Source organism: Billgrantia saliphila, from assembly GCF_002930105.1.
In the GTDB taxonomy this organism is placed as follows: domain Bacteria; phylum Pseudomonadota; class Gammaproteobacteria; order Pseudomonadales; family Halomonadaceae; genus Halomonas; species Halomonas saliphila.
Genome location: NZ_PJRN01000003.1, coordinates 190123 through 207732, shown reverse-complemented (window position 1 = coordinate 207732; position 17610 = coordinate 190123). Strand labels below are relative to the sequence as shown.

Here is a 17610-nt window from a genome sequence, read left to right as displayed (position 1 = left end):
ACAACGGAGGTCTTCATGACCACATCTCCTCTGATCCTGCACGCGCCCGTCGATGGCGTTGTGGTGCCCCTCGGCGAAGTGCCTGACCCGGTGTTTGCCGACGGCATCCTGGGCGAGGGCATCGCCCTCGATCCTCTCGGTGAGTGTCTTTACGCCCCCTGCGATGGCGAGGTGGTTCAGTGCGCTCGGACCCGCCACGCCGTGACGCTCAGGACCGAGGCCGGCGTGGAGCTGCTGATTCACCTGGGTCTCGACACCGTCGAGCTGGCCGGCGAGGGCATCGAGCTAGTCGTCGCCGTGGGCGACCGGGTGACGACCGGCGATCCGTTGTGCCGCTTCGATGCCGACCGGGTCGCGCAACGGGCACTCTCCCTGATCACGCCGCTGGTCGTGACGGCCGCCGACGGCTGGCGACTGTCGAGGCCCGGCCACGCTGGTGGTGCTCGCGTCGACCTTGGCGAGCCCCTGCTCGAACTGGTGGCCGAGGCGCGTGATGTCGTGGCACCGGCGGATTGTGATGCGGCACGTCCCACCGCGACCCGGCGCATCACGCTGGCCCTCCGTGCAGGCCTGCATGCACGGCCGGCGGCAAAGCTGCGGGATATCGCACGGCGTCACGCTGTGAGCATGACGGTGGCGCATGACAAAGCCACGGCCGAGGCCGACAGCATCAGCGCCCTGATGAACCTGGGCCTGGGCGAGGGAGACGAGTTGAGCGTGACGGCCAGCGGTGAGCGGGCCGAGGTCGCCCTGGAGGCGGCCGTGGCGCTGCTGGCCACCGCCGAGGCCGATGACCACGCCGCGCCACGCCAGGCCACGGCGTCCTCTGAGCCATTGGGCGAAGGGGAACTGGCAGGTCTGGTGGCCAGTAGCGGGATGGCCGTAGGCCCGCTGGTGGCGTATCGCCCGCCACTGCCCCGAGTGCCGCGGGACGGGGAGGGCGAGACGGTGGAGTGGCCTCGGCTGCAGCAGGCCCTGAGCCAAGCGGGTGAGGACCTGGCGCAGGCCGAGGTCCAGGCCGTGCAGCGAGGCCAACACGGCGAGGCGGAGATATTCGGCGCCCACCGGGCCTGGCTCGAGGATCCTGCCCTCGGCGACGCCGCGCTTGCGTCGATACGCGCCGGGCGCAGCGCCGGCCAGGCCTGGCGCGAGGCGCTCGATGCCGAGGCAGAGCGGCTCGGCAAGAGTGGCAACTCGCTGCTGGCGGGCCGTATCGCTGATTTGCGCGACTTGCAGCAGCGCGTCATGGCGCTGCTGGCCGAGCCCGGGGAGCGCGAAGAAGCGGTAGTGCCGGAGGGCGCCATCGTCGTGGCCGACGAGCTGACACCTTCGCAGTTCGTCGCGCTGGCCGAACGTCGCCCCGCCGGCCTCTGCCTGGCGCGCAGCGGCACGACGGCGCATGTGGCGATTCTCGCGCGGGCGCGAGGCATTCCCTGTTTGGTATCGATGGGCGCCGCGCTGGAGCGGGCGCGAAGCGAGCGGGCTGTGCTGGATGGCGAGCGTGGCCGGCTGGAGGTTTCGCCATCCACTGAGCGCCTGGCCGAGGTGGAAGTCACGCTGCTGGCACGTCAGCGCCAAGAAAAGGAAGAGCGACGGGCCGCCCACTTGCCGGCCACCACGCTTGACGATCATCGGGTCGAGGTATGCGCCAACGTTGGCTCGTCCGCCGAGGCCGAGCTGGCTGTGCAAGCCGGTGCCGACGGCATTGGCCTGCTGCGCAGCGAATTCCTCTTCCTCGAGCGCTGCACCGCCCCCAGCGAGGAGGACCAGCACCGCGAGTACCAAGCCAGCATTCACGCCCTGGGTGGCAAGCCGGTCGTCGTACGCACCCTCGACATCGGCGCCGACAAGCAACTGCCGTACCTGACACTGCCTGCGGTCGCCAATCCGGCGCTGGGGGTACGCGGCGTGCGCCTCTGGCAGCGCCTGCCGGATCTGTTGGAAACCCAGCTCAAGGCACTGCTGCGGGTCGAGCCGCTCGAATCGCTGCGCATCATGCTGCCGATGGTGAGCGAGGTTTCCGAGTTGGTGGACGTGCGGCGGCGCCTCGACAGTGTGGCGCGAGAGCTCGGTCTCGCCGAACGGCCCCAACTGGGCGTGATGGTGGAGGTGCCGAGTGCCGCCCTGTGCGCGGCCAGCCTGGCCGAGGAGGCAGATTTTCTCTCCATCGGCACCAACGACTTGACGCAATACACCCTGGCCATGGATCGCGAGGATCCGGACCTGGCGTCGCGGGCAGACGTGCTGCATCCTGCGGTGCTCAGGCTGGTCAAGGCAACCGTGGAGGGGGCCGCCGGACGTTGCCCCGTCAGCGTCTGCGGCACTGCCGCCGGCGACTCCTTGGCATCACTGGTGCTGGTTGCCCTGGGTGTTGATGAGCTTTCCGTCGAGCCTGCCCGAGTGCCTGCCATCAAGGCTGCCGTCAGGCGACTCGACGCCGGGCGCTTGGCCGCGGAACTGCCGGCGTTGATGCGCCTGGCGGATGCCGCAGCGGTGCGTGAGCGCCTGAGGGGCTGGCAGGCGAGCGAGCGAGATCTCACGACAACGACTATCGAGAGGTTGCCGTCATGAAGATGAACGATATGGGGTCCTGGACCATGGCCGGGCTGCAGAAGCTCGGACGCTCCCTCATGCTGCCCATTGCCGTGCTGCCCATCGCCGGTTTGCTGTTGCGGCTGGGTCAGCCGGACCTGCTGGACATCGCCTTCGTCGCCAGCGCCGGCGAAGCCATCTTCGCCAACCTGGCGCTGATCTTCGCCATCGGCCTGGCGATCGGCTTCGCCGACGACAGCAATGGCGCCGCGGGCTTGGCCGGCGTGGTCGGCTATCTAGTACTCGATGCCGTCTTGATGTCGCTCAACCCGGATATCGACATGGGGGTGCTGGCCGGCATCATCATCGGCAGCGTGGCTGGGCTGCTCTACAACCGCTACAAGACCATACGGTTGCCCGAGTATCTCGCTTTCTTCGGCGGCCGACGTTTCGTACCCATCGCCACGGGGCTGGTCGCCGTCTTGCTGGGAGTCGTTTTCGGCATGCTCTGGCCGCCGGTACAACAAGGCATCGATGCCCTTGGCCAGTGGCTGATCGATGCCGGCGAGCTGGGCCTGTTCGTCTATGGCACGCTCAACCGCCTGCTGATCGTGACCGGGCTGCATCACGTGCTCAACAGCCTGGTGTGGTTTGTGTTCGGCAGCTTCGAGGCGGCCTCCGGCACGGTGGCCAGCGGCGACCTCAACCGCTTCTTTGCCGGTGATCCGACGGCGGGAAGCTTCATGACCGGCTTCTTCCCGGTGATGATGTTCGGTCTGCCGGCGGCGGCGCTGGCCATGTACCATGCCGCCCCCAAGGAGCGCCGCGCCCAGGTGGGCGGCCTGTTGCTGTCGCTGGCGCTTACCGCGTTCCTGACCGGGGTCACCGAGCCCATCGAATTCACCTTCATGTTCTTGGCCCCGCTGCTCTACCTCATGCATGCGCTGCTGACGGGAATCTCGATGGCACTGATGCACTGGCTCGACGTCAAGCTGGGGTTCACCTTCTCGGCGGGCGCCTTTGACTTCGCGCTCTCCTATGGACTTTCCAACAACGGCTGGATGCTACTGCCGGTGGGGCTGGCCTACTTCGTGCTCTACTATGGCGTGTTTCGCTGGGCTATTGCCCGCTTTGGTCTGATCACGCCGGGCCGCGAGCCCGAGACGGCGACGCCTTCCGTCAGCGGCCCCTCCGCGACCGGCGAGCGCGGCCCCGCGTTCGTCACCGCCCTGGGCGGGGCGCGCAACCTGAGCAGTATCGGCGCCTGTACCTCCCGCCTGCGACTCGTGCTCGACGACCCCGAGGCTATCGACGAGGAGGCGCTCAAGCGCCTGGGCGCCCGCGGCGTGATGCGTCTGCGCGGTGGCGGTGTGCAGGTCATCCTGGGACCCATCGCCGATGGTGTAGCCGATGAGATCCGCGCCGCCGCGGCCCATTCCGAAGGCAGGGTGTCGATGAACGGCAAGGCCGAGGAAGCTACCCCCTCGGCGCCTGCCGAGACATCCGGCGCGCCGCTGTCGGCCGAACATAGCTCACGTTGGGTAGCCGCGCTGGGCGGTGAAGAGAATCTGCACCGACTCGAAGCCACGGCCCAGACCCGCCTGCGCGTCGAGCTGGCCGACGGCGAACGCCTCGACGATGCGGCGCTCCTGCAACTGGGGTGCCGAGGGACACAGGCGCTGGGCGGCAACGTCTGGCATCTGGTAGTCGGTTTCCAGGCCGCCTCCCTCGCGCAGGCGCTGGGGCGGTAGCGCTAGCCCCTGTCCGCTGCCCGACGGTGGAGGGGTCGGGCAGCGTAGCCGGCCGCTACGGAGCGAACCGATGATCCTGACGGATGCACATCGCTATCCCGCTTGCCGCGAACGAAGTGCATTCGCGGGATGGCTGCGTTAGCCTGTATCGGGTCCCCGAAGCGCCAGGATGCCCATGACACCCCACCTGATCGTCTCCGACCTCGACGGCACGCTGCTAGATGCCAACCACGACCTGCACTCCGAGACCATCGAGACCCTGCGCCTGTTGGCCGAGCAGGGCCATCATCTGGCATTCGCCTCGGGGCGGCATTATCGTGACATGCTTGCCTTTCGCGATCGACTCGGGGTGCCCATCCACGTGATCAGCACCAACGGCGCCTATCTGCACGATCCCGCTGGCGAGCTGCTGACTTCGCGCCATTTGGAAACCGAGCTGGCACGCGAGCTGATCGCGCTGGAACGCCACGCCAGCGTGCGCCTGAATCTCTACCTCGAGAACGAATGGTTGATCGACGCTCCCGAGCCACGGCTGCTGGCGTACCATGCCCATACCGGCTTCGGCTATCGCGTGGTCGAGCCTCACCGGCTCGACGGCGAGGGCGTGGGCAAGGTGCTCTACATAGGCGATCCACAGCGCCTGGCAGGTCTCGAGGCATCGATACGTTCGCGCCACGGAGAGCGGCTGCACGTCACCTATTCCACCGTCAACTCGCTGGAGATCATGGCCGGCGGCGTCAACAAGGGCTCCGCGCTGAAAGCCCTGCTGGCGACGCTGGGAATCGACCGCGAGCGCTGCCTGGCCTTCGGCGACAACCTCAACGATACCGAAATGCTCGCGTTCGCCGGTGAGGCGCACGTGATGGCCAACGCTCACCCCGAGCTGGCAGGTCGCGTGCCGAAGGCACATCGCATCGGTCACCATGCCGAAACCGCCGTGGCGAGGCATCTTCGCGAACGCTTCGTTCTCTAGGGGGTAGGGGAGAAATCCACCGGTATTCGGGGCTTTCCGGACATGACACGGTGCTCTGCGACCTTGGTCGCAAGGCCCTTGTCGTGCCGCTGCCGGACGCCCATCATCGAAGCCGATAACGACAACGATTCATTGGCGCTGCCCCGGTATCGCCCCTTACCATCGGACAACGATGACGATTACGCCCGCCACCCTGATCGTGGTCGATGACGACCCCGAGATCCGCGAACTGCTGGTCGATTACCTGGGCCGCCATGGCTATCGCGCCCTGGCCGCCGAGGATGCCGAAGCGCTGCATCGCCTACTCGCGAGCGAAACGCCCGACCTGCTCATCGTCGACATCATGCTGCCCGGCGACGACGGTTTCACCATTTGTCGCGACATTCGACGCGACAGCGAGGTGCCGATCATCATGCTCACCGCCAGCGCCGACGCGACCGATCGCATCCTCGGCCTGGAGCTCGGCGCCGACGATTACCTCGGCAAACCGTTCAATCCGCGCGAGCTGCTGGCCCGCATCAAGGCGGTACTGCGTCGGGTTCGTGGCGGCGCGGCGACCGACCCGGCCCGGGCGCGACTGGTCGCCTTCGGCGTTTGGCGCCTCGATCGCATGACCCGTGAGCTGATCGACGACAGGGGCGAGCGCATTCCGCTCTCCGGTGCCGATTTCCAGCTGCTCCAGGTCTTTCTCGAGCATCCCGAGCGGGTGCTCACGCGCGAGGCGCTCTATGAGTTGACCCGTGGCCGCCCGGCGCCGCCGCTTGACCGCTCCATCGACGTGCATGTCTGTCGGCTGCGCCAGCGTCTCGGCGAGGATGCGCAGTATCATCAGCTGATCCGTACCGTGCGTGGCGCGGGTTATGTCTTCACCGCCCGGGTCGAAGCGCTGACGTGATAAAGGCGCACTGGCAGAGGTGGCGCCGCAACCTGGCACGCTTTCTGCCGCGCACCCTGCGCGGCCGTTTCGTGCTGATCATGATCGTCGGCGTGCTCACGGCTCAGCTCGCCAGCTACACCATCTGGACCTCACAGGTGCGCTCGAGCCAGCTCGAGCAGCTCGACGAGCTGTCGCGCAACGTGGCCTACAGCGTGGCCTCGACCATGCGTTTCTTCCGCTCGCTGCCCTACGAATACCGCCACATCGTGCTCGACCAGCTGCGCAACATGGGTGGTACGCGCTTCTTCGTCAGCGTAAACGAGCGGCGCATACCGGTAGAGGACATCGGCTCGGGGCCGGAGAAGGCGCTGGTGGTCGACAATTTCCGCGAGATCCTGACGCGCGAGCTGAGCATCGACGACGTGCTGGTGGAGTTCTCGCGCCCCGAGACGCTGCGTGTCTACAACAACGAGGTGCTGCTTCACGACCTGCCGCCGCGCTGGGGGCAGCACAGCCTGCTGATGGAGCCGCTGTCGCCACCCATCCTGGTGGTGCAGATGGAGCTCGGCCCCGAGACCTGGCTCTACGTGGCGACCCTGCTGCCGGTACCGGACCTGTTCAACGAGAATCGCTGGATCTCGGGTGAGCGCCTGCTGGCGGGATTCATGGTCCTGCTGACCGTGATCGGCCTGTCGCTGCTCGGCATCCGTAGCGTCACCCGGCCGCTGGCCCGACTGGCCAGGGCGGCGCGACAGCTCGGCGACGACCTCGATGCACCGCCGCTGCGCGAAACGGGGCCGCGAGAGGTGGCGGCCACCGCGGCCGCCTTCAACCGGATGCAGGAGCGCATCTGCGAGCAGGTCGACGAGCGCGAAAGGCTCTTCTCGGCCATCTCCCACGACCTCAAGACGCCCATCACCCGGCTGCGGCTACGCGCCGAGATGCTCGACGACCCTCAGCAGCGCGAGCGATTCTGCGCTTCGCTCGACGAGCTCGATCTGCTGGTCAAGGGCGCGCTGGCTTCGGTCAAGGGATTCGACCTGCACGAGGCGGTGGAGGCGGTCGACCCGCGCCGGGTCGTGGAGGAGCTGGCCGAGGAACTGGCCCTGCAGGGCGGACAGGTCGCCGTCGAGGGACACGCCGAGCCGCTGCCGGTCAAGCCGCTGGCCTTCAAGCGCTGCCTGGCGAACCTGCTGGAGAATGCGATGTTCTATGGCCGGCACGCCGAGGTCACGCTGCACGAGGGGCGCGAGCACTTGACGATCCTCATTCGCGATCACGGTCCCGGCATTCCCGAAGCGCAGCGTGAGCGTGTGTTCGCGCCCTTCGTGCGCCTCGAGCCCTCGCGCAGCCGCCATACCGGGGGCAGCGGTCTCGGACTCGGAATCGCCCGTCACATCGCCCGTGCCATGGGGGGCGAGATCGCGCTCGCCAACCATCCCGACGGCGGACTGCTCGTCACCTTGACCGTTCCCCGGCGGGACGAGTGCAATACTTTGCAGCACTAGGAAACATGGCGAGGCGGAAGCGATCGAGTAGGTTATAGCTTTCCAAGCTTTCAAGGACTCGACCATGGACGTCTACGACACCGCGTGCCTCGAAGCTCACGTCCGCAAGACCATGGCGTTCTATCATCCGCGGGCGATCGACCCTCAGGGTGGCTTTCACCACTATCTGCGTGATGATGGCGAGACCTACGATCGGCGCCACCGGCACCTGGTCTCCAGCGCTCGTTACGTCGTGACCTACGCTCGCTACGCCGAGCACTTCCAGCAACCGGAATACCTGGACTGGGCGCGGCACGGCCTGGACTTCCTCGAACGCTTCCATTTCCAGCCCGACTACCAGGGATACGCCTGGACGCTGGTCGACGGACGGGTAGAGGACGATACCAACCACTGCTATGGCCTGGCCTTCGTGTTGCTGGCCTATGCAACGGCGCTCAAGGCGGGTGTCGAGGAGGCGCGCCAAGGCCTCTACCGCGTGCATGAGCTCCAGACGAGTCGTTTCTGGGAAGCGGAGTGGCAGCGCTACGCCGATGAGGCGGACCGCCACTGGCAGGTGTCTGACTACCGTGGCCAGAACGCCAACATGCATAGCTGCGAAGCGCTGATTGCCGCTTACGATGCCACGGGCGATCGAGCCTTCCTTGAGCGTGCGCTGCAGCTGGCCCGCGCCTTCTGCCTGGAGTCAGCGCAGCATGACGCGACGAGCGAGCGCAAGCCCGAGCAGGGAGGCTGGATCTGGGAGCATTACGATCGCCAGTGGCGGCGCGATCTGGACTATCACCGCGACGACCCGCGCCACCTGTTCCGGCCTTGGGGCTACCAGGTGGGCCACCAGACCGAGTGGGCCAAGTTGCTGTTGCTGCTTGAGCGTCGCGCGTCCGAAGCCTGGCTGCTGCCCACCGCCAGCCGACTTTTCCTGAGCAGCGTGGAGGCCGGCTGGCACCCCGAGCACGGCGGGCTGGTGTATGGCCTGGATCTGGAGGGCAATCTCTTCGATGAGGACAAGTACTTCTGGGTACAGGCGGAATCCCTGGCCTGTGCGGCTATGCTCGGTCAGCGTACCGGGGAGCCGGTATTCTGGCAGTGGTACGAGCGGCTATGGGACTACAGCTGGCGTCACATGATCGACCACCGCCATGGCGCCTGGTATCGCATCCTGACGCCTGACAACCGTCGCTACTCCGACGAGAAGAGCCCGGCGGGCAAGGTCGACTATCACACCATGGGGGCCTGCTACGACGTCATCGAAACCCTGCGGAATGTTTCAAGCGTGCAATGACCACGCAACACTATCCATTACTAGGTAACCCCGTGCTGGACCCGGATGGGCTAGCGTAGTCCTTGGCCGTCTCTTTGCGGCCGCTGAACTCTAACAATATGGAGACACGCCTCATGCATGCACTCACGCCATTTCCCCTGTTCCGCAAGACGCTACTCGGCCTGACCGTAGCCGCTGCCATGTCCACCGCCCAGGCCGGCGAAGTGGAAGTGCTGCATTGGTGGACCTCAGGTGGCGAAGCTCAGGCCGTCGGGGTGCTGAAGGACCTCGTCGAGGCGGAAGGGCACTCCTGGGAGGATTTCGCGGTGGCCGGCGGCGCCGGGGACAGTGCCATGACGGTGCTCAAGTCGCGCGCCATGTCGGGCAACCCACCGTCGGCGGCGCAGATCAACGGGCCGGAAATCCAGGAGTGGGGGGAGCTGGGGCTGCTCGGCAACCTCGACGAAGTGGCGGAGCAAGGCGACTGGGATGAGCTGTTGCCCGACGTCATCGCCGACATGATGCGCTATGAAGGGAATTACGTCGCGGTACCGGTCAACGTGCACCGAGTCAACTGGCTGTGGGCCAATCCCGAGGTGCTCGAAGATGCGGGGGTCGAGCTTCCCACCAGTTGGGACGAAATGTTCGATATCGGGGAGCAACTGCGTGAAGCCGGCTACGTTCCGCTCGCTCACGGTGGCCAGCCCTGGCAGGATGCGACCGTCTTCGAAAGCCTGGTGTTGAGCCTGGGAGGCAGCGACTTCTATCGCAAGGCATTCGTCGACCTCGATGTCGAGACGCTCGAGAGCGACACTATGATCGAGGCGCTCCAGACCTTCAAGCGCCTGCGGGACCTGATGGACGAGGGCATGCCGGGGCGTGACTGGAACCTCGCCACGTCCATGGTAATCAACGGCGATGCGGCCATGCAGCTGATGGGTGACTGGGCCAAGGGGGAATTCATCGCCGCCGGTCTGGAGGCGGGAGAGGACTACGTGTGCTCGCCCGTGCCGGGTACCGAATCGGACTTCATCTTCAACATCGATAGCTTCGCCATGTTCCGTGTCACCGAGCCGGAGGCCCAGGAGGCCCAGCAGACACTGGCTCGCCTAGTGCTCGAGCCTGAGTTCCAGGAGGCCTTCAACAAGGTCAAGGGCTCCATTCCGGCACGCCCCGACCTCGACATGAGCGAATTCGACAGCTGCGCCCAGCAGTCGCTGGAAGACTTCGAGCAAGCCCGCGACGGCGACACCCTGGTGCCGAGCATGGCGCATCGCATGGCCATGAACAGCGATGTGCAGGGGGCCTTCTTCGACATCATCACCAACTACTTCAACTCCGCGGAGATGACCGCCGAGCAGGCCGCCGAGCGACTGGCCCGGGCAGCCGAGGCGGCTGGCTGAGGCATTGACACGCCGCGCTGCGCAGCCCGTCATCAGGGCGGGCTGCCGGCTTCCCGTCTCCCGTAGTCGAGGTAACCCGCATGAAACCCGCATCGACACCCGCGGCTCGGCCCGGCGTGATTGTCCCGCGTGCCGGTCGCCCCTCGCCGGCCGCCCGGTTCCAGGATTGGCTGCCGCGGCTGGTGCTTTCTCCGTCCATCGCCATCTCGCTGTTCTTCGTCTACGGCTTCATGCTGTGGACCTTCATTCTCTCGCTGACCAGCTCGCGCATGCTGCCCAGCTACGAGTTCGTCGGCTTCGCCCAGTACGCCCGGTTGATGACCAGCGATCGCTGGTGGGTCGCCTCCACCAACCTAGTGGTGTTCGGCGGCCTGTTCGTGGCGATCTGCCTGGTGCTGGGACTGCTGCTGGCGATCCTGCTCGACCAGCGCATCCGCCAGGAAGGGGCGCTGCGAACCCTCTATCTCTATCCGATGGCACTCTCGTTCATCGTCACCGGTGTGGTGTGGAAATGGCTGCTCAACCCCGGGCTCGGCATTCAGGCGATGGTACGCGGCTGGGGCTTCGAGAATTTCAGGTTCGACTGGCTGGTCGACCCCGACATGGCCGTCTATACCCTGGTGATCGCTGCCGTGTGGCAGGCCTCCGGCTTCGTCATGGCGCTGTTCCTCGCCGGTCTGCGCGGCATCGACGACAGCATTCTCAAGGCCGCCCAGCTCGACGGGGCCAGCCTGCCGCGAATCTATTGGCGCGTGGTGATTCCCTGCCTGCGCCCGGTGGTGTTCAGCGCGGTGATGATTCTCTCGCATATCGCCATCAAGAGCTTCGACCTGGTGGTGGCGCTCACCGGCGGGGGGCCGGGCTACGCTTCCGATCTGCCGGCGACTTTCATGTACGCGCACGCCTTCACTCGGGCACAGATCGGCCTGGGTTCGGCCAGCGCGATGCTGATGCTCGGCGGTGTACTGGCCATTCTGGTGCCCTATCTCTACTCCGAACTGAGGAGTCGTCGCCATGGATAACGTGATCCGGCGTCGTACGATCGGCGCCCGTGTCGCTCGTTTCTCGCTCTACGCCGTGCTGATTTTGGCGGCCTTGTTCTATCTCATGCCGCTGGTGGTGATGCTGATCACGTCGGTGAAGCCGTTGGAGGAGATCACGCCGGGTACGCTGCTCTCGCTGCCTCGCGAGCCGACGCTGGCGCCCTGGGTCAAGGCTTGGGGGGAGGCCTGCACCGGCATGCGCTGCGAAGGGGTGGGCGGCTATTTCTACAATTCCATCGCCATCGTCGTGCCGGCCGTGCTCATCTCGACCGCCATCGGTGCGCTCAACGGCTACGCGCTCACCAAGTGGCGCTTCAAGGGTTCCGAGCTGGTCTTCGCGCTAATGCTGTTCGGCTGTTTCATTCCCTTCCAGGTGGTGCTGCTGCCCATGGCGCAGACGCTGGGCTGGCTGGGGCTGTCGAGTTCGCGGGCCGGACTGATCCTGGTCCATGTGGTGTTCGGCATCGCCTTCACCACGCTGTTCTTTCGCAACTTCTACGTGGCGGTGCCCACCGAGCTGATCTCCGCGGCCAAGCTCGACGGCGCCGGCTTCTTCCGCATCTTCTGGCGCATCCTGCTGCCGGTCTCGGCGCCGATCGTCGTGGTCTCGGTGATCTGGCAGTTCACGCAGATCTGGAACGACTTCCTGTTCGGCGTCGCGTTCTCGGCCCACGACACCCAGCCGGTGACGGTGGCACTCAACAACCTGGTCAATACCTCGACCGGGGCCAAGGAGTACAACGTCGACATGGCGGCGGCGATGATCGCCGCGCTGCCCACCCTGGTCGTCTACGTGCTGGCCGGCAAGTACTTCGTCCGTGGGCTCACGGCCGGGTCGGTCAAGGGCTGAGCATCCAACAACAAGAGGTTATCGACATGGCAGCTTTGGAAATTCGTAACGTCTGCAAGGATTTCGGCAGCGAGCAAGTGCTCAAGGATGTCAGCCTGGCGATCGACTCGGGAGAGTTTCTGATTCTGGTGGGGCCGTCGGGTTGCGGCAAGTCGACGCTGATGAACGCCATCGCCGGTCTGGAGCCGGTCACCTCCGGAGAGATCCGCATCGCTGGCGAGGAGGTCACCTGGCAGACCCCGGCGGAGCGCGATATCGCCATGGTCTTTCAGTCCTATGCGCTCTATCCGAGCATGACGGTGCGCCAGAACATCAGCTTCGGACTGGAAATGCGCAAGGTGCCCAAGGCCGAGCGCGAAGCCGCCGTCGAGCGGGTCGCCGACCTGCTGCAGATCTCGCATCTACTCGATCGCAAGCCGTCGCAGCTCTCCGGTGGCCAGCGTCAGCGGGTGGCGATGGGCAGGGCGCTGGCGCGTGAACCCAAGGTCTACCTGTTCGACGAGCCGCTCTCCAATCTCGATGCCAAGCTGCGCGTCGACATGCGCACCGAGATAAAGAAGCTGCACCAGCGCCTCGGGACGACCATCGTCTACGTCACTCACGACCAGATCGAGGCCATGACGCTCGCCGACTGCATCGCGGTGATGCGCGACGGCCGCATCCTCCAACTCGGCTCTCCCGACGAGGTCTACAACGACCCGGTGGACATCTTCGTGGCCGGCTTCATGGGCTCGCCGTCGATGAACTTCATCGCCGCAACGCTGGAGAGCGAGGCGGGCAAGTATCGGCTGCGCGTCGATACACCGGGCGAGGAGACACTGCAACTGCCCTGGCCGAACGCACGACAGACACCGGCCATGGCCGAGCGAGTCGGAAAACCGGTGATCTTGGGACTGCGACCCGAGCATTTCACCGAGGACGATGCGCGGCTGAGCGACTACGACGAGGGCGTGCTGCTCACGCCGCGTATCACCGTGGTCGAGCCCACCGGCGCCGACATCCTGCTGCAGCTGCGGCTGGGTGAAGGGGAGGCGACGGCCCGGGTCGGGCCCAAGTGTCGGGCCACCGCGGGTGAGCGCCTGGCGCTGCGCATCGACATGGCTCGCGCGGTGCTGTTCGACAGCGAGACGGAGAAGCGTTTGGCCTGAAGAGGAGACGCACATGACGCTAGCCAACCCATTCGGAATCGGCGACGACGATCTGCCCGACGCCATTCGGCAAGTGAAGCGAACGCTGCGCGGGGCGCTGCCGAACTACCGCCAGGCCTTTCTGGAAGTGGAGACGGATCTGCTGAGGCAGGTCGACGCGATACGCGCCTGTCGCGAACGGGGGGGAAACCCGATCCCGCGCATCGATATCGACGACATCGTGTCGGGGCGGATCGACGACGCTCGGCGTCACCAGGTTAGGGTCACCGGCGCATGCGTGATCGCCGGCGTGTTCGAACGCGGCCTGGCGAGTCAATGGAACGCTGACATCGGTCGCTACCTAGAGACGAATCGCTTCGAGGAGCGCCTGGCCCACGCCGCTGAGGACAGCTACTTCGGCAACCTCGCCCAGGGAAAGCCGCAAATCTATGGTGTCTACTGGTCGCAGCCTCAGGTCCAGGCGCGTCAAAGCGAGCGCCTGCAGCAAGCCCAGGTCTTTCTCAACCGGCTATGGAAGACCTCGAGCCACGGACACCAGCATTTCGATCCCGAGCGCATGGCGACCTATGCCGATCGGATCCGCCGCCGTCCGCCGGGGTCGGCGAGCCTGGGTCTATCGCCGCACGTCGATGGCGGCTCGGTCGAGCGCTGGCTGGATGCGAACTTTCGCTACGTGTACCGCCATGTCTTTGCCGGTGAGTCGGGGCGCTTCGATCCTTTCGACGGCGAAGGCAGGACACAGGTCCGCGAGTTTCCTTCGCCCGCGGTATGTTCGATGTTTCGTACCTTTCAAGGCTGGACCGCCCTGACGCCGCAGCGCTCCGGAGCCGGAACGCTGAATCTGGCGCCAATCGCCAACGTGATGGCGTACCTCCTGCTGCGTGCGCTTCAGGACGATGTCGCCGAGGACGACCTGTGTGGCGCCCGGCCGGGGCGCGCCCTCTCGGCGGATCCCTCCTGGCATGCGCCGCTGATCGAGGCGATGACGCCGATTCCCGATCTCGAACCCGGCGATACCGTGTGGTGGCACTGCGACGTGGTACACGCCGTCGACCCCGAGCACGACGGTGAACACGACAGCAACGTGATGTACATCGGCTCGGCCCCTTGGTGCGAGAAGAACGCGGCCTACCTGCGCGGACAACGCGAGGCCTTCGAGGCGGGGCGCACGCCGCCGGACTTTGCCCCCGACCACTTCGAGGTGGGATTCGAGGGGCGCGCGACATCCGACCTCCTCACGCCCCTCGGCCGTCAACAGATGGGCTTCAGCGCTAGCGAACCGTGATCACGCTGCAGTCGGCCACATGGCTGACCTTGTGGGAGACGCTGCCCACCACCAGCCCTCGCAGGTCGCTGAGGCCGCGGCTGCCCATGACGATGGCCTCGACGCCGCGCCGTCTGGCCTCGCTGACGATGGCGCGGGCGGGGTCGCCCTGACCGATGACGGTCTCGATCTTGGTGACGCCCAGGTTACGGGCCGACTCGGCGGCCTTGTCCACCACCTGACGCCCGACGTCCTCGAGTTCCTGGCGCGAGGCTTCGATGGCGATGGCGCCGATCCCCCAGACCAGCGTCGTCTCATGGGAGAGTTCCTCGGGAACGTGCAGGATATGCAGGGTGGCGTCGGCCCGGTCGGCCAGTTGACAGGCGACCTCGAGGGCCTTCTTGGCGCCTTCGGAACCGTCGACGGGAACCAGGATGGAGTGGAACATGGTGAGACCTCCTGCGGGGTGAGCGAACTATTCCCCGAGACTAGCGCCTCCCGTGCAGGACGTCATGACCGGGGTCAAGTCGGCGCCAATCCCGCTCAGCCCTGCTTGTCCTCTAACCGGCGTAGCTGCTGCCACAGCTCGCGACGCAGGTCGGCCATGCGCGGCGCTTCGCCTTCGGCGAACACCAGCGGCCGAGTGAGACGCAGGGTACGCAAGCCGAGACGCGCCGTGAGCAGACCCACTCCCATGCCCTGGCCGGCACGCGCCGAGAGCCGACTGGCCAGATTGAGCGACAGCAGCTCCACCCCGGCGTCGCTGGCCATCTCGGTGGCGCCGGCGAAGGCCATGTTGGAGAGCACCGTGCGCAGCAGGCGCAGGCGACTGGCGTAACCCAGCTCGAGGCCGTAGAGGCGGCAGAGGCGATCGATCATCGCCAGGTTGCGCCACGCCACCACGGCCATGTCGACCAGTGTCAACGGGCTCACCGCCACCATCACGGCAGTCTCGCCGGCCATGCGCGAAATCATGCGGCGGGCCTCGCGGTCGCGCGGCGCGAGCAGGTGGTGGGCCAGCAACGCCTGCACTTCCGCGCCGGCGTGATGCGGCTCGCGGGCGGCGAGGAAAGCCTGCCAGTGTGGGTGGTCGTCGTCGAGCCGGAGCTGGCGCTTGAGCACCTGGGCTAAATCGAGCGCCTGCTTGGTATTGGCCTGTGGCAGTTGGGCCAGGCGCTGGCGTAGCGCGTCGTGACGCTTGAGACGGCGTAGCCGCCAGGCCTCGCGCAGCAGTGCCCCCGCACCCAGGGTGATGGCGCCGAGCCCCAGCAGGTGCCAGCCGCTGGAGAGCCAGTCGCCGCCGAGCAGGGCTTGGGGCAGGCGCAGGGCGAGCTCCGCCGTGCCCAGGGCCAGGCCACCAGCGAGCAGGGTCAGCAGCCCCCAGCGCCGCTTGCGCGGGCGCCCCAGGCTGACGTCGAGGTCGCGTTCGGCGGCATTCGGTAGTGGCTCCTCCAGAGGGCGAGCGGGCAGCTGCCTGTCGAACTCCTGGCGCGGGCGCGGAACCTCGCCAGCCGACAGGGGAGGCGGCTCGTCGAGGGTAAAGCGGCGGGCCGGGCGCGGATCGTCGTCTGGCGTGCCTTGGCGTTGGGGGTCGCTCATTGCAACTTGTCTCCGATCAGCCAGTCGAGCGCGGCGTCGAGGCGGATATGGGGCAGGGCGCCATTGTCCCGCGGGGCGGGGCGAAAGGCGCGGAATTCGAAACCCTGTCGGGTCCAGAAATCGGCCTCGGGTAGCCGTCCTGGTACCTCGCCCGGGAACATGAGCACCTCCTCGCCCTCGAGCGTGGTGCCGCGCAGCGCCGGCGTGCGTTGATTCTGGTGAGTGACTTCCAAGGCATCGGTGGCGCGAATCGCGGCGAGCGAAAGGGCCTTGACCGGCACGTCGGCGTAGCGCAGGTCCTGAAGCGGCTCGGCCAGCAGGGCCTCGAGCAGCGCGGTCAGGTTGGCGTGCTGTTCCGGCGTGACGTGGTCGGCCTTGGTCGAGGCGATCGCCAGGCGATCGATGCGCGGCGCGAACAGCCGCGAGAGCAGGCTGCGCTTACCGTAATCGAAGCTCTGCATCAGCGTGCCAAGCGCTCGGGAAAGATCCTCGAAGCGCTCCGGCCCGGCATTGAGGGCGCCGAGTACGTCGACGAGCACTATCTGCCGGTCGAAGCGGCGGAAGTGATTGCGATAGAAGGGTCGCACGATGTGTTGCTGATAGTGGCGAAAGCGCGCCGCCAACGTGGCATAGACGCTCTGCGACGGCAGCTTGGCAAGCTCGGCGTCGTCGGTCTCGCGCAGCGCCGGCAGTGGGAAGAACTGCAGCACCGGCGCCCCTTCCAGGTCGCCTGGCAGCAGGAAGCGCCCCGGCTGCAGGTTGGCGAATCCCGCCTCGCGGGCGGTCTGCAGGCTGCGGGCGTAGAGCGCGGCGATGTCGGCGAGCTCGGCTTCGTTGGCTTCGGCGGCGGGGTCGAGCCCGGCGGCGGCGGCCTCCCATTCGCCCAGCAGGGCGCGGCGCTGCTCACCGGCGCCTGCCAGCATGCTCCGGCTCCAGTCGAGGTAGTTATGGCCCAGCAGCGGCAGGTCGAGCAGCCACTCGCCGGGGTAGTCGAACAGGTCAAGACTGAGCTCGGCGGTCTCGCTGCGCAGCAGCCCCCGGCGTGCCGGACGGTAGCGGATCGTCAATCGCAGTTCGCTGATGCCGCGGGTGGGCTCGGGCCAGCGAGGCGGGTCGGCATCAAGCGCCGCTATGGCCTGGTCGTAGGGAAAGCGCGGTACGCCCAGGTCGGGCTGGCTGACCCGCCGGGCACCCAGCAGCCGCCCCTCGCGGGCCGCCGGCATCAGGTCCAGTCGCGCCTCCAGGCCGGCGTGGCGCAGCTGGTTGACCAGCGAAGTGAGAAAGGCGGTCTTGCCCGAGCGGGAAAGCCCGGTGACCGCCAGGCGCAGCTGGCGGTCGCGGCCGCGTTCGATCAGATTGGTCAGCTCCCGGGTGAGCGACTGGCGCATCGGCGAGGAATCCCTT

At 66.7% G+C, this 17610-nt stretch carries 14 protein-coding genes; 11 read left to right on the top strand and 3 right to left on the bottom strand.

Annotated elements, in window-relative coordinates; all coding sequences use genetic code 11:
* The first annotated feature begins 15 nt into the window (after positions 1-15).
* The 11 genes from ptsP (at position 16) to CYJ07_RS04600 (ending at position 14628) form a co-directional block, all read left to right on the top strand.
* Positions 16-2571 (top strand): phosphoenolpyruvate--protein phosphotransferase, encoded by a 2556-nt coding sequence (gene ptsP / locus CYJ07_RS04650; protein ID WP_104202512.1) that lies wholly within the window; start codon positions 16-18, stop codon positions 2569-2571.
* On the top strand, positions 2568-4283 hold the full coding sequence (gene nagE / locus CYJ07_RS04645; RefSeq protein ID WP_197038254.1) for an N-acetylglucosamine-specific PTS transporter subunit IIBC: 1716 nt from the start codon (positions 2568-2570) through the stop codon (positions 4281-4283). The genes ptsP and nagE overlap by 4 nt, the downstream gene beginning before the upstream one ends.
* A 175-nt stretch (positions 4284-4458) precedes the next feature.
* Entirely contained in the window at positions 4459-5256 is a 798-nt protein-coding gene (locus tag CYJ07_RS04640; RefSeq protein WP_104202511.1) for a Cof-type HAD-IIB family hydrolase, read from the top strand.
* 172 nt (positions 5257-5428) lie between these two features.
* A complete protein-coding gene (locus tag CYJ07_RS04635) occupies positions 5429-6151 on the top strand; it encodes a response regulator (protein ID WP_104202510.1) in 723 nt (240 codons plus the stop codon).
* An 80-nt stretch (positions 6152-6231) separates the two neighbouring features.
* Positions 6232-7641, top strand: coding sequence for an ATP-binding protein (locus tag CYJ07_RS04630; protein ID WP_197038261.1), 1410 nt, complete (start codon positions 6232-6234; stop codon positions 7639-7641).
* Between the two features lie 64 nt (positions 7642-7705).
* On the top strand, positions 7706-8920 hold the full coding sequence (locus CYJ07_RS04625) for an AGE family epimerase/isomerase (protein WP_104202508.1): 1215 nt from the start codon (positions 7706-7708) through the stop codon (positions 8918-8920).
* Positions 8921-9033: 113 nt separating this feature from the next.
* The gene (locus CYJ07_RS04620) at positions 9034-10302 is read left to right on the top strand and encodes an ABC transporter substrate-binding protein (protein WP_104202507.1); all 1269 of its coding nucleotides are present in this window, start codon (positions 9034-9036) and stop codon (positions 10300-10302) included.
* Positions 10303-10382: 80 nt separating this feature from the next.
* Complete coding sequence (locus CYJ07_RS04615) at positions 10383-11324, top strand: carbohydrate ABC transporter permease (RefSeq protein ID WP_231489534.1); 942 nt, start codon at positions 10383-10385, stop codon at positions 11322-11324.
* A complete protein-coding gene (locus CYJ07_RS04610) occupies positions 11317-12195 on the top strand; it encodes a carbohydrate ABC transporter permease (protein WP_104202506.1) in 879 nt (292 codons plus the stop codon). Before CYJ07_RS04615 ends, CYJ07_RS04610 begins: the two co-directional genes overlap by 8 nt.
* 26 nt (positions 12196-12221) lie before the next feature.
* Entirely contained in the window at positions 12222-13343 is a 1122-nt protein-coding gene (locus tag CYJ07_RS04605) for an ABC transporter ATP-binding protein (RefSeq protein WP_104202505.1), read from the top strand.
* A gap of 13 nt (positions 13344-13356) precedes the next feature.
* Complete coding sequence (locus tag CYJ07_RS04600) at positions 13357-14628, top strand: DUF1479 domain-containing protein (protein WP_104202504.1); 1272 nt, start codon at positions 13357-13359, stop codon at positions 14626-14628.
* Here CYJ07_RS04600 and CYJ07_RS04595 read toward each other — a convergent pair.
* From CYJ07_RS04595 to CYJ07_RS04585, 3 genes are all read right to left on the bottom strand, one after another.
* Positions 14615-15055, bottom strand: a complete 441-nt coding sequence (locus CYJ07_RS04595; RefSeq protein ID WP_104202503.1) for a universal stress protein — start codon at positions 15053-15055, stop codon at positions 14615-14617. The genes CYJ07_RS04600 and CYJ07_RS04595 overlap by 14 nt on opposite strands.
* Before the next feature lie 95 nt (positions 15056-15150).
* Positions 15151-16206: a YcjF family protein gene (locus CYJ07_RS04590; RefSeq protein WP_104202502.1), complete on the bottom strand. Its 1056-nt coding sequence runs from the start codon at positions 16204-16206 to the stop codon at positions 15151-15153.
* Positions 16203-17594, bottom strand: a complete 1392-nt coding sequence (locus tag CYJ07_RS04585) for a YcjX family GTP-binding protein (RefSeq protein ID WP_104202501.1) — start codon at positions 17592-17594, stop codon at positions 16203-16205. Before CYJ07_RS04585 ends, CYJ07_RS04590 begins: the two co-directional genes overlap by 4 nt.
* Positions 17595-17610: the final 16 nt, after the last annotated feature.

Bases quoted from the DNA above. Each gene is read 5' to 3' on its own strand.
- ptsP (WP_104202512.1), top strand. From the start codon at position 16: ATGACCACATCTCCTCTGATCCTGCACGCGCCCGTCGATGGCGTTGTG.
- nagE (WP_197038254.1), top strand. From the start codon at position 2,568: ATGAAGATGAACGATATGGGGTCCTGGACCATGGCCGGGCTGCAGAAG.
- CYJ07_RS04640 (WP_104202511.1), top strand. From the start codon at position 4,459: ATGACACCCCACCTGATCGTCTCCGACCTCGACGGCACGCTGCTAGAT.
- CYJ07_RS04635 (WP_104202510.1), top strand. From the start codon at position 5,429: ATGACGATTACGCCCGCCACCCTGATCGTGGTCGATGACGACCCCGAG.
- CYJ07_RS04630 (WP_197038261.1), top strand. From the start codon at position 6,232: ATGATCGTCGGCGTGCTCACGGCTCAGCTCGCCAGCTACACCATCTGG.
- CYJ07_RS04625 (WP_104202508.1), top strand. From the start codon at position 7,706: ATGGACGTCTACGACACCGCGTGCCTCGAAGCTCACGTCCGCAAGACC.
- CYJ07_RS04620 (WP_104202507.1), top strand. From the start codon at position 9,034: ATGCATGCACTCACGCCATTTCCCCTGTTCCGCAAGACGCTACTCGGC.
- CYJ07_RS04615 (WP_231489534.1), top strand. From the start codon at position 10,383: ATGAAACCCGCATCGACACCCGCGGCTCGGCCCGGCGTGATTGTCCCG.
- CYJ07_RS04610 (WP_104202506.1), top strand. From the start codon at position 11,317: ATGGATAACGTGATCCGGCGTCGTACGATCGGCGCCCGTGTCGCTCGT.
- CYJ07_RS04605 (WP_104202505.1), top strand. From the start codon at position 12,222: ATGGCAGCTTTGGAAATTCGTAACGTCTGCAAGGATTTCGGCAGCGAG.
- CYJ07_RS04600 (WP_104202504.1), top strand. From the start codon at position 13,357: ATGACGCTAGCCAACCCATTCGGAATCGGCGACGACGATCTGCCCGAC.
- CYJ07_RS04595 (WP_104202503.1), bottom strand. From the start codon at position 15,055: ATGTTCCACTCCATCCTGGTTCCCGTCGACGGTTCCGAAGGCGCCAAG.
- CYJ07_RS04590 (WP_104202502.1), bottom strand. From the start codon at position 16,206: ATGAGCGACCCCCAACGCCAAGGCACGCCAGACGACGATCCGCGCCCG.
- CYJ07_RS04585 (WP_104202501.1), bottom strand. From the start codon at position 17,594: ATGCGCCAGTCGCTCACCCGGGAGCTGACCAATCTGATCGAACGCGGC.